The following is a 12,548-nucleotide window of genomic DNA, read 5'->3' as shown; positions in this document are numbered from 1 at the left end:
TCACAAAAACTGCCCCAAAGCGAATGCTTTGGAGCAGCCCGAAAACCTATTATATATCCTTACTTCTGCGCAGCCAGGAACGCATCGATTTGCTTCTGCATTTCCGTCTGTACCTTGTCGAGTCCGGCAGATTTCAATTGCTTCAACAGTTCAGCCTGGCCTTTGTCGATATCCTCAATCAAGCCGTATTCCAGCGGAATCGCATAGCGCAGCATAACGTTGCCGATGTTAGCCACTTCGTTCTTCACCGGTGTGGAGTCGAAGACGAAGGTCTCCAGCGGGAAGTGGTAGATGCTGGACTGCCATTTGTCGAACATCGTATTCGCTTCCTCAGGATAAGCTGCGTCCTGGCGGTTCAGCGGAGAGTTCCAGCCCCAGTTCGAGAAGCCAGTGTAGTTCGCAGCAGCCGGTCCGGCAGTGAACTTCTTGTCACCCTCCGGATTATAGTTGCTGCCGGCAATTCCGTACATCGTCAGGTCATGAATTTCCTTGTCATTCTGCAAGAGATCAATCAGCATCAGAGCACGCTCAGGATTCTTCGAGCTGGCATGAACGGACATCCCGTTCTGCGTCGAGATTGCAGCAATTTTCTTCTTGTCCGGTGTCAGGTCAGCAATGCCGAGCTCGATTTCCGGTTTGTCGCGGCGCATTTCGGACAGGTTGGCGGCTACCGTACCCAGGTTGTGGGCATAAGAGGATACCTTGCCTGCTTTGACATCCTGCCATACGTCATTTTTATTGCTGACTACGTTCTTCGACCATGCGCCGTTATCAGCCAGGTCTTTGTAGTATTTCACCAGGGAAGTAAACTCCGGTGTGTCATAGATATTGAAGACTTTGCCGGTAGCATCTTCGAGCTTGTACGCCAGCGGCAGCAGGCTGCGGTCAACCAGCTTGAAGTTGTTGTTCTGCTCCAGCAGCGTCTGATCCAGCTCGTGGAACTTCCAGCCGTCTGCCGGTTTGGCTCCGAATGCGGTGATGCCCTTCTCATCCTTGGCAACTGCCTTCAGATAGGTGGCGTATGTCTCAGGGCTGTTGATCTCCGGCAGATTGTGCTTCTTGCGCAGATCCTCACGGTACAGCACCACTTTGTCGGTTACCTCCACGTTGTTGTTCGGCACCATATAGAGCTTACCATCCACCTTGGCCTGCTCCCAGTTCACCTTCGGCATTACTTCCCAGGTCTTAGGCATATACTTGCTCAGCATATCGTCGGTCAGCTCCAGGAACCCGCCTTTGAGTGCCTGGTCATTATAGAAGGCCCAGTTCGCAGAATATACAAGGTCGAAATCCTCATTGGCCGCGAACTTCAGCGGATATTTCTGTGTCCAGTCAGACCAGTCGAGGAACTCGGTTTCCACAGTAGCGTTGATTTTCTCTTTCAGCTTGGCGTTCAGCTCGCCGAAGACCTTGTCATAATCACCGGGCTGCGGTCCGAGCAGAATCATTTTGAGCTTCACTTCCTTGGAAGTGTCCGGAGCGCCGGAATTAGCCGCTGCTCCTTCGGATGAAGCCGGAGCCTTGGTAGCCTCTGCTGCTGAATTGCCGTTATTGTTACCGCCTCCGCAGGCGCTGAGAACCGTACCCAGTGTCATCATTGCTGCCAGTGTAGCTGTCAGTTTCTTTTTCTTATTCATCATGACCTGTATTTCCCCCTTAAGATAATAGTTGCTTGAGTTTATATTGATAACCAGGTTGCCCTGAGATCATCCCTTGACGGCACCAATCGTAAGTCCTGTGACAAAATACTTCTGGATGAACGGATACGCCAGCAGGATCGGCCCGGTCGCCACAATGGTCATGGCCATCTTCAGACTCTCGGTCGGCAGATTGGAGTTGACCACCGCACCGGAAGCCATCATCGCCTTGCGCATGCCGTCCATATTGCCGAGCATCTTGTAGAGATAATACTGCAGCGGCATCAGGTCGGACTTGGAGATGAAGAGCAATGCGTTATACCAGTCATTCCAGTAGGCCAGGGCAATGAAGAGACCGATGGTCGCCAGCGCCGGCTTGGACAGCGGCACAATCAGCTGCATGAAGATACGGAAGTCTCCCGCTCCGTCAATTTTGGCGGATTCGGTAATCGCATCCGGGATGCTGCTCATGAACGACTTCATAACAATGATATAGAACACGTTCATCAGCATCGGCAGGATCAGCACCAGGAGGGTATCCTTCAGATGCAGATAGTTGACGATCATCAGATACCACGGCACCAGACCGCCGCTGAACAATGTAGTGAAGAAGAAGAAGAACGAGAAGCTGCTGCGCCATTTGAAATCTCTGCGGGACAGCACGTAGGCGGTCATCGAGGTCAGGAACAGTCCGACCAGTGTCCCGATGGCGGTGACGGAGATCGTAATGCCATAGGCTTTGAGCATCTCTGTAGGATATTTGAACAGCAGACTGTAGGCTTCCGTAGAGAAGGCTGTCGGGAAGATCTGGAATCCCTTCTCGATAATCGCACTCTCTTCACTTAAGGAAGAGGAGATAACCAGAATGAACGGGAAGACACAGAAGACAGCAAGTATAGTAAGGGTGATGTATCCGACGATGGACAGGATCATTTTGTCCCGGTTAACAGGCTTCTTGCGCATTTCCGGCGAATGAATATTTGCAGTCGTTGAACTCATGGGGCATTACCTCCTTTTCCTAGAATAGGGCACGGTCTTTGTCGTATTTGCGTACCGCATAGTTGGCGAGCATGATGGTGGCGAATCCAAGCAGTGACTGGTAGAATCCGGCGGCTGCCGACATTCCAATCTCATTCGATGTAGTCAGCGAGCGGAAGACGAAGGTGTCAATAACGTCGGTGGACGAGAACAGCAGGCCGTTGTTGCCGACCATATTGTAGAACATCCCGAAATCGCCGCGGAAGATATTCCCGATGGCCAGGAGCACCAGAATGATGACGGTCGGCATCAGATTCGGCACTGTAATTCTCATGATCCGCTGGAAAATATTCGCACCGTCAATTTCGGCCGCTTCATACATCTCGGTGTCAATGCTGGTGATTGCCGCCAGGTACATGATCGTTCCGTAGCCCAGTGTCTTCCAGGCGGAGACGATAACCAGAATGAACGGCCAGTAAGCTGCCGTATTATAAATATCGATCGGCTGCATTCCCAGTCCCTTCAGCAGCACGTTGATGGTACCTACATCGAAGTTGAACAGGTTGTACGCAATGGCGCCAACGACAACCCAGGAGATGAAGTAAGGCAGGAACAACACGGTCTGGGTCAGCTTGCGGAACCACTTGCCGGCGACCTCGAACAGCAGGATGGCAGCGAAGATCTGCAGTACATTATTCACAACGATAAAGGCTATGTTATATAGAGCCGTGTTCCGCGTCACGCGCCAGGCGTCACCGGAATCGAAGAAGAACTTGAAGTTGGCCCATCCGTTCCAGGGGCTGCCGAACACCCCTCCGTTGTAGTCGTATTGCTTAAATGCCAGGATAATCCCCGACATCGGTATATAAGCAAAAAGCAGGAAGAACAATACAGCCGGTGTCAGCATTAGAAGCAAGGATCTGTATTTCTTCACGTCATCCCAGAATCCATGTTGTTTCTGTTTCATCTTGAATCCCCTTTCCAATATCCCGTTTCTCTATAGTTTTATTATAAATAGGTGTGCTCCCGGTGTGGATTAGGGCTATCAACTAAAAGTAATACTTTTGCAACGATTCGGTTTAGTTATATCCTCTCCAAAAAAACAAAAAACGTTGCCTCTGATTTGAAAAACCAGTGCTGGCAACGTTTGGTAAGACGGTCAGATCTTCTGCTTCTTACGGTACTCTCCCGGCGTCATGCCGGTAATCTGCTTGAACTGCCGGTTGAAATAGATGATATTCTTATAGCCCATGCGTTCGGCAATCTCATAGATCTTAAGCGTCGGATCGCTGAGCAGCTCGAAGACTCTCGCTGTCTTGCGTTCATTGACATATTCGCTGAAGGGCAACCCGCTCTCCTCCTTGAACAGGAAGCCCAGATAATTGGGCGTGAAGTCAAAATGGGCCGCGACCTCCTTCAGCGTAATCTTCTTCTCCAGGTTCTCCTCCACGTAGTTCATAATCTCATCAATCAGCTTGCGCTTCTGGCGCTGGCGCTTCACATACAGCAGCTCTGATAGCTCGAAGAACCTGCGTCTCATCCAGGAGAGAATATCGTGAATCGTCTCGAACTGGAACAGAATATCCGGCTGATGCGACTCCCATTGAAGCAGCTCATACAGATTCTCGTTCTGCTGCTGCAGATCTGCATGGAGCTTCGAGGTGATGCGGACAATCAGCTCGTAGACATCCTTCTTGCCCGCATTGTTGAACAACGCCAGCAGATGGTCGTCAATCGCCACCAGATCATACTGGATAATCGCCTCCAGCAGCTGGTCCACCGTCTGCTCGGTCCAAGCGCCCGGTGTGCCGCGCTGGGATTCGAGGCTGTCGCGGATCAGCCGGTTCTTCCCGAGCAGCCACTTCGCACTGAGTGCAGCCGTCGCCTGCTGATAGGATTCGTGCAGGCCCGCTTCATCCTGGGCGTAACGCCCTACCCCGATCGTTAACGTACAAGGGGAATCCTTGGCCATGCTGCGGATCAGCTCGTCAAGCTGGCTCAGGAAGCTGTCCGGCGGAAGGCTGCACAGAATAACGAACCGGTGATGATGGAGCGGGATCAGCGTCCCGAGCTGGGCAGACTCCACGAAGTCCCTGATTAATCCGGTCATCTGCCGGGTCTTGACCCGTGCCTCCTCCTCGGACAGATCACGCAGCTTCCATTCCAGATCATCGATCTCGACAATGGCGGCAGCGGTCCCCTTCTGCAGCAGCGGACTCAGGGCGCTGCGCAGATGAGGCTCCGCCGGCTCCGGGGACGCATCCTCGAACCAGCGCAGAATCAGCTCCTTGTTCACCAGGGACAGCGCCTCGGTGAAGGAGCGGCTCTGCTCCCGTTCCTGCTCCAGTGCAGCAGCCAGGGATCCGATCATCTCATAGAGGTCCTTGTCGTCCACAGGCTTCAGGAGATAACCGGAGGCATTGATCTGAATCGCCTCCTTGGCATAGCTGAAGTCCTCGTGGCCGCTGATGAAGACGATTTTGACCTTCGGATTAATCACCTTGGCCCGGCGGGCGAATTCGGTCCCCGTCATAATCGGCATCCGTATGTCGGAGAGGATCAGATCCACCCGTTCCTGTTCCATAATCTTCAGCGCGTTGAAGCCGCTGTTTGCCGTTCCTACAACGGCCAGATCCAGGGGACTGGCCAGCACTCTTCGCCGCAGCCACTCCAGATCGATAGCCTCATCATCCACCAATAATACATTAATACTCATGGAATCTTTTCCTCCTGTACTTTCATGATGCTCTTCGTGCTATGTCCGGTCTCCGGGGCTAGATCTCTTCATGATCCTGAAGCCCTGCGGGGAGCAGCAGCCGGACGGTTGTCCCTCCTCCGTAGAAGCTGGCAATGGTGACCCCGAAGGCATCCCCATATCTAAGCTGAATCCGCTCATTCACATTCTTAACCCCGTAACCGCCGGATTGGCTGGGCCCCTGCATCATGCGCTTGACGACCTCGGGCCGCATCCCGATACCGTTATCTATGACCTTCAGTTCGATGTTGCCGCCTGCCCGCCTGCCGGTGATCCGGATGGCAATCGTCTCACCGAACCAGGCATGCTTGAACACGTTCTCCACGAACGGCTGCAGCACCAGCTTAATTACCTGCATATGCAGAATCTCCTTATCCACATCCACATACAGCTTGAACGCATCCGCATATTTGACCCGCTGGATCTCCAGGTAGGTCGCCACCTGCTCCAGCTCCTTCTCCAGCTCGATATAGACATTGCCTTGGTTCAAGGTCAGCCGGTAGAACCGCGACAGGCCCTGAACCATCTCCGTCACCTTGCCGATCTCGCCCAGATTCGCCAGACTGCTTATCGTAGAGAGCGTGTTATAGAGAAAATGGGGGTTGATCTGCGCCTGCAGCGCCTCCAGCTCCGCCTGCTTCTTCTGGATGCCCTGGACATAGACACTGTTGATCAGGCCCTGTATGTTGGAGGCCATATCATTGAAGGAATCGGCGATCTGCACGAATTCGTCGTTGCCCGAGAAGCGGATGCGCTTCTGGAAATTCCCGTCCTGGAAGGAGCGCACAAGGCCTACGATCCGGCTCATCTTGCGCCCGGAGATCCGGGCCACCAGATAGCCGATCAGGGTCATGACCAGGAAGCTTAAAGAGCAGACTGCAATAATCACCCTGCGCAGCCGTCCGGCGTCCTGGGTCAGATATTTATTCGGAACCAGCGCTTCAATGACGAAATCACTGCCCGGAATCGGCTCATGCAGGCTGAGGAAGTTCCCATCCTCACTGTCATAATTGGCGCTGCCGCGCTGGAACAGAGTATCTCCGGTCGTCTCCTCCACCAGCCGCAGCGTAATGCCCTCCTCCAGCGGGAAGGTATCGAAGCCGCCGAACAGGTCCTCCAGCGATACCGTAATCCGCACATAGCCGATCAGCGTCCGGTAATCGCTGAAGCTGACGAGTGTGCGCACATGCGAGAGATTGCCCAGCTTGCGGTCGGTATCAATCTGCAGCCACAGGTTGTCCCGCTTGGAATCCTTCAGCGACCGGTACCACTGGCTGCCTGAAATATCGTCCAGCGGCAGAATGTAGTAATCGCTGGTTATAATCGGATCATCCAGATTATCTCCCGACACAATATTCAGATCAGAGTTCGGGGTGTAGAGCATGAAGCGGATCTTGTTCCCGAACAGCTGCAGCGGCGCGGTAATCTGGGGGACAATCTCGTCAAGCATCGTCAGATAGATCTCAAACGGGGTCCCCTTCTGGCTGAGCGCGCGCTGGAACGGCTGGCTGCCGAACAGGTTGTCCGACATCCGCTGGATTTCATCCATCTGATAGCGGATGTTGTTCCTGGATTGCTCCATCCCGGTGCGGATGTTGGACTCGGCCATTTCGGTCCGGGAGTCGGTCAGCATCGAATACGAGATGTATCCGATGAATACATCCGTCAGGAGCACCAGCAGCAGGTAGGGAATCATCATTTTATAGGTGAACGGCATGTACTTCTTCAGCTTGGGCATCATTCGCGGAAACATCCTCTGCATGGAATTCGTCATGTCTATATTATCGTTCCACTGCCGTTGAATCATTAACCGGGGCTCGCGCCACACTGTATATTATTGTAGAGCAGATCAGCTGCACGCGGTTAGTACAATGCTAATAATGAATAGCACAAAATGAATAAGTCCTGCCGGAAACACCAAACAGCCCTGGGAACAGAAGCTGTCCCCGGGCTGTATTCCCGAACATTCACCGTATTCTTTCATGCTTCAGGGCTTCTCGCTGACCGCCCCGCCGGGGGCAATCTTGGCATTATAGGAGAGCTCGTTCAGCCTCCTGATGGTTTCTTTATTATAGGCATCGCCCATAAAGTTCGGCTGTCCGCCAATGATTTTGACCGGCGTAATGCTGCTTGTCACGCCTGACTTCCCGATTGTAAAATTGACGAGCATGGAGTGCAGGGTCTTGTCCCCGCCCCGTGTAGAGCGGTTGAATACAAAATTGCCCAGCGAATAATAGATCGGCTTATGCTTGTAATACTCAATCCCCATGAGGCAGTGGCTATGCGCTCCGAGAATAATATCCGCCCCGCTGTCGATCATCTGCCGGGCCAGCTTGCGGGCATATGCCTCCGGGTAATCCTTGAATTCCTGGTTCCAGTGCATATAGACAATCGTATAATCATTCTCCTTGGCGGACTTCTTAATCGCGCTCAGGAGCGGCTCGTCCTTATAAGCGGAGGCTGCGCCCGGGCTGTTCTTCCCGGCATACCATGAGGGGTCGGACAGCACCCGGCTGGCCCCCAGAATGGCGATCCGCTTGCCCTTGACGGTCTTAGTATACGGCTTGAAGGCCTCTTCAATATTGGCCCCGGCACCGGTGTGCCCGATCTTATTCCGGTCCAGATGAATCAGCGTGTCCAGCATAGCGTTACGGCCATAATCCAGAATGTGATTATTCGCCAGGGTAACCCCGTCAATTCCGGCATAGGTCAGTCCGGCCAGCGCCGCCGGCTTTGAACGGAAGACGAATGTCTTGCCTGCCGCTTCCCCGCGCACCGAGACTGGCGTCTCCAGATTGGCAAAGGCCAGATCGGCCTTTTGCATGACCGGTGCCACCTTCAGAAAAGGGAAATTCACACCATATTTGGCGATCTGTCCTCCGACAAAGCCATCCAGCAGGATATCCCCCGCAAATGCAAGGCGGATCTCCTCCTGCGGGGCCGCAGCTCCTTGCCCGCTGACTCCCGCAGCCGGGACAAGCAGAAGCAGAATCATAAGTATAACAGCATATCTGCGCAATGTTCCCTATCTCCTTTTATGATGTAATGGATGGATGACTGTGATTTAAGAAATATAGAACACAACGCAGGATGCACTCGCGCTTGCCTGCTGGTAGAACTCCCGTACAGCCTGGAAATGCGAATAGATGTAATCAAAGAACCCTTCCTCATCGTCACCCTCTATGAGCGGATAGATGCCTTCCTCCATCATCTGTCTGAACGTATAATGTTCCCGCAGCCATCCTTCATCTATTCCTTCCAGCGCCTCAGCGGTTCGCTTCACCTGATCCGGTTCGAGAGCAAACACCTCGGCATCCGAATAGTTTCCGATATAATGACTGGTCAGTGGTACAGCGGCACCCAGCGGCGAATCATTTCCTTCCTGTCCGCCATTTAATATATAATGCAGGGCTTGCCACGTTTTATCGATATCAAGTTTCGTCTCAATCTCGTACAGACTAGTCTCTTCATTCTTGATGGACTGCAGCAGCTCAGCATTGACAGTGAGATAATTCCCAATCATACCCATAAGGTTGTCTCCTTCTTTCTTCTGTCCTGAAGCTATTCTACTACACCGGAAGGAAACAACCAAATGATGGTATAATGCTTGCTAGACTTCCACCTTCTTGAGCACCGCCCGGAAGCAGTTCAGACCGCCCCACTGCTCCGTATGCACAGCGTCTGCCGGAAGATTGAAGTCCGTCTCGCCCCAATACTGAAATCCGGCCTGCAGAAGAATCTCATTCATCTGCGGCAGATTCACCGTAGGATGGTCAAAGGTCAGAATCAGCAGTCCCTCTCCGTTCAGCGTCCGGTGGAACTCGCGGACAGCCAGTACGGTCTCCTGTACAGACAGATGCTCCAGCACCGAGATACAGAAGATCGTGTCGAAGCTCTCATCCTCATACGGCAGCTTCGTCAGATTCGCCTGGGCCAGATGGAGCCTCGTTACCGGCACAGCCTCCACCAGACGGGCCGCTTCTGCTCCAATGTCTTCGGCGACATTCTCCAGAATGGCCTTACGCGACAGAATCCGGGCATCCTGATCACAGGCATAGACCTCAGCACTATGCCCGGCCAGGTAGAACTTGAGCGGATGGGAAATACCGCAGGCCGCATCCAGCACAATATCATGCGGTGAGATGAAGCGTGTACACCATTCATATTCATAAGGGCGGCTCCACCAGGCCTCCGGCAATGGATACACCAGCTCCTCTCGGCGTGCATCGCTCTTCACAAAGAAACGGGAGACATAAGGATGTGTCGGCATGGCCAGGACTCCTTTATCAAGGGGATTTCGGTAGTGAGAGTATATTCAGGAATCCGGGTTTCATGCTATAACCTGACATTGGTTCATTTAACCTAGTCGTTCTGATAGCTAAACAAGCGCTGCCCGTTTCCGGACAACGCCTGCTCAGCCTGACATATAAGGCATGTATCTATAAGGCCAGCTTACACGTAATAGCTAAGCAGCTTGGCATCAACGCCATGCCGGGCCAGCAGCCCGTCCAGCATCTTGGACCAATCCGGGTCCACGGTGCATAATTCGGGCCGGGCCTCGAACCAGGCCACCGACCGCTTCACCCCTTCAGCGAAGGGGAGCGTCGCCTGGAAGTCCGGAACAAGCCGCTTGATCTTGCTGTTGTCGAACACACTGCTGACCGCCTGGTCCCCGATCAGCCCGTCTGCTGTGCCGGGCGGTGTATGCGCAGCGATGAAATCGGTGGACATATGCACCACCTTCGGCTCCCGGCCGGCGGCTTCTCCGATGGCTGCATAGATCTGGTTCCAGTTCAGTACCTCGTCAGAGGTAATATGAACCGCTTCCCCGATCGCTTCCGGGTGTCCCAGCAGTCCGACAAAACCTTTGGCGAAATCGGAGTTATGCGTCAGCGTCCATAGGGAGGTGCCGTCACCGTGAATGACGATCGGCTGTCCTTTGCGGATGCGCTCCACCAGCGACCACGGATGGCTCCAGCTGGTCAGTGCTGCCGGAATCGCCGTATCCCCGTAGGTATGAGATGGACGGACAATCGTCACCGGGAAGCCGCTGGCCGCATAGGCTTCCAGCAGAAGCTGCTCCGAGGCAATCTTGTCCCGGGAATACTGCCAATACGGATTCACCAGCGGTGTCTCTTCCGTAATCAGATAATTGCGCTGCGGCTTCTGGTAAGCAGAAGCCGAGCTGATATAGATATATTGCCGCGTCTTACCGGCAAACAGCTCCATATCGGTCTGCACATGCTCCGGTGTGAAGGCGATCCAATCTACTACCACATCGAAGTCATACCCTTGAAGTGCCTCTGCCGCCTGCTCCTTGTCACGAATGTTGCCCTGAATCACCTGCGCGCCTTCCGGCACCAGGCTGCTGCGTTCTCCCCGGTTGAACAGATACAGTTCTATTCCCCGTTCTACTGCCAGCCTGGATACCGCCTGGCTGATAAGCCCCGTTCCTCCGATAAATAGAACCTTCATCTGCTTCCTCCCTCTCTCATGCGTAATATAGTTAAGATTCAACTCCTATTTCAAGCAATAATGCCGTCAATGCGTGCCAGGACATCCGCACTAAGCTCCAGGCCGGACGCCTTCACATTCTCTTCTACCTGCTCAGGACGGCTGGCTCCGACCAGGGCGCTGGCCACATTAGGCTGGCGCAGAATCCAGGCCAATGCCAGATTGCCGACTGTCATATCCAGCTCCGCAGCCAGCTTGCCCAGCTCCTGGACCTTGGAAATTTTCTCCTCTGTGATCCCTTTGCGCATCCAATCGACTCTTGCCGCCCGGCTATCCTCAGGAATATCGCTGACAGAGCTATATTTGCCGGTCAGCAGACCCTGAGCCAGCGGGGAGAATACGACTTGTCCAATTCCCTTGCGTAGCCCAAGGGGGATGATCTCCTTCTCAATATAACGCTCAAACATATTGTAGACCGGCTGATTGACCACAATGTGATCCAGCAGATAGCGGTCAGCAACAGCAAGCGCTTCTGTCATCTGCGCTGCCGTCCATTCACTCACCCCTACATAGAGCACCTTGCCCTGCCGGACCAGATCATCCAGCGCCCGCAGCGTTTCTTCAATTGGTGTCTCAGGATCGTAGCGGTGGCAGTACAGCAGATCTACATATTCAGCGCCAAGCCGCTTGAGGCTGGCATGACATTGCTCGGTAATATGCTTGCGGGACAGGCCGCGGTCGTTGGGGCCATCGCCCATTACACCAAATACCTTGGTCGCCAGAACATAGGATTCGCGCGGATAGTGGCTTAAGGTAGCCCCCAGTACTTGCTCCGCAGCCCCTTTTTCATACACATTAGCCGTATCAAAAAAATTAACGCCCAGCGAGTAAGCGGTTTCAATCGCCTTAACTGCATGGTCCTGCTCAACATAACCACCATAGGTTAGCCAGCTCCCCAGGCTGATCTCGCTGACCTTCAGTCCCGTTCCACCCAATCTGCGGTATTTCATGAATCCTTGACTCCTCTCTGAATCCGGCGGTTGCAGCCGGTTGTTTCAACCCTCTCCATTCTAGTACATTTTGTAAATAAGAGAAAGAATCCGTTGGACTGAGCTAATATGCTAGCAGCATATCGATTCCAAATAACCCTCCAGTACCCGGATGATCCGCTCCCGGTCCAGCCGCTTAGGCTCCAGGAGCGCGTGCAGCGCCAGTCCGTCCAGCAAGGCATACAGCCGCTCGGCTTCAAGATCCTTGTCCAGCCCCTCCTTCAGCAGAGCGTTCTCATCCAGATATTCTACCAGGTAGATGGCCAGAGGATGAATACCATCTCCCAGCTCAGTATCTGATGCCTGCAGAGTCTTGAGATGGAAGGTGAATGCGAGCCAGACCTCCATCTCCGCCATGCTGTCTTCATCTGTGGGAAGGAGCTCCAGGAGAACCTTGAACGCCTTCTCTCTGGGAGGAAGCTCACGCTGCATAATGTCTATGCACCTTACCGTGACCCGCTCCTTCACCAGATTCATAGCAAACTCCAGCAATTCCTGCTGGGTAGAGAAATAGTGGCGCAGCGCGCCCAAGGAAACCCCCGCCTCGGCAGCAATATTACGCACCGTAGCCCCCTTGATTCCCTGCCGGATAATGACCCGCCAGGTAGCTTCGGCAATATTCGATTTTCGTTCGGAATGATCTACAATTTTTGGCATGTCCATATTGTAGCATAC

At 53.5% G+C, this 12,548-nt stretch carries 11 protein-coding genes; all 11 read right to left on the bottom strand.

The genetic code is table 11. The features are described 5' to 3' along the window. Window positions 1-59: 59 nt before the first annotated feature. Complete coding sequence (locus K1558_RS19510; RefSeq protein WP_238653322.1) at window positions 60-1,640, bottom strand: ABC transporter substrate-binding protein; 1,581 nt, start codon at window positions 1,638-1,640, stop codon at window positions 60-62. A 66-nt stretch (window positions 1,641-1,706) separates the two neighbouring features. Further along, complete coding sequence (locus K1558_RS19505; RefSeq protein ID WP_420800451.1) at window positions 1,707-2,600, bottom strand: carbohydrate ABC transporter permease; 894 nt, start codon at window positions 2,598-2,600, stop codon at window positions 1,707-1,709. Window positions 2,601-2,655: 55 nt separating this feature from the next. After that, complete coding sequence (locus K1558_RS19500) at window positions 2,656-3,582, bottom strand: ABC transporter permease (RefSeq protein ID WP_238653320.1); 927 nt, start codon at window positions 3,580-3,582, stop codon at window positions 2,656-2,658. 192 nt (window positions 3,583-3,774) lie between these two features. Beyond that, complete coding sequence (locus tag K1558_RS19495) at window positions 3,775-5,331, bottom strand: response regulator (protein ID WP_238653319.1); 1,557 nt, start codon at window positions 5,329-5,331, stop codon at window positions 3,775-3,777. A 58-nt stretch (window positions 5,332-5,389) separates the two neighbouring features. After that, the gene (locus K1558_RS19490) at window positions 5,390-7,111 is read right to left on the bottom strand and encodes a sensor histidine kinase (RefSeq protein WP_238653318.1); all 1,722 of its coding nucleotides are present in this window, start codon (window positions 7,109-7,111) and stop codon (window positions 5,390-5,392) included. Window positions 7,112-7,357: 246 nt separating this feature from the next. Then, window positions 7,358-8,389: a CapA family protein gene (locus tag K1558_RS19485; protein ID WP_238653317.1), complete on the bottom strand. Its 1,032-nt coding sequence runs from the start codon at window positions 8,387-8,389 to the stop codon at window positions 7,358-7,360. A gap of 45 nt (window positions 8,390-8,434) precedes the next feature. Next, the gene (locus tag K1558_RS19480) at window positions 8,435-8,899 is read right to left on the bottom strand and encodes a YfbM family protein (RefSeq protein WP_238653316.1); all 465 of its coding nucleotides are present in this window, start codon (window positions 8,897-8,899) and stop codon (window positions 8,435-8,437) included. An 81-nt stretch (window positions 8,900-8,980) separates the two neighbouring features. Then, window positions 8,981-9,640, bottom strand: a complete 660-nt coding sequence (locus tag K1558_RS19475; RefSeq protein ID WP_238653315.1) for a class I SAM-dependent methyltransferase — start codon at window positions 9,638-9,640, stop codon at window positions 8,981-8,983. 182 nt (window positions 9,641-9,822) lie between these two features. Next, complete coding sequence (locus K1558_RS19470; RefSeq protein ID WP_238653314.1) at window positions 9,823-10,845, bottom strand: SDR family oxidoreductase; 1,023 nt, start codon at window positions 10,843-10,845, stop codon at window positions 9,823-9,825. Between the two features lie 50 nt (window positions 10,846-10,895). Next, entirely contained in the window at window positions 10,896-11,834 is a 939-nt protein-coding gene (locus K1558_RS19465; protein ID WP_238653313.1) for an aldo/keto reductase family protein, read from the bottom strand. Between the two features lie 111 nt (window positions 11,835-11,945). Then, window positions 11,946-12,530, bottom strand: coding sequence for a TetR/AcrR family transcriptional regulator (locus tag K1558_RS19460; protein WP_238653353.1), 585 nt, complete (start codon window positions 12,528-12,530; stop codon window positions 11,946-11,948). Window positions 12,531-12,548 lie beyond the last annotated feature (18 nt).

Origin of the sequence: Paenibacillus piscarius (assembly GCF_022234545.1) — a bacterium.
GTDB classification, from domain to species: domain Bacteria; phylum Bacillota; class Bacilli; order Paenibacillales; family Paenibacillaceae; genus Paenibacillus_AQ; species Paenibacillus_AQ piscarius.
The sequence above is the reverse complement of the archived record's forward strand: the minus strand, read 5'-3'. Positions and strand labels throughout refer to the sequence as shown.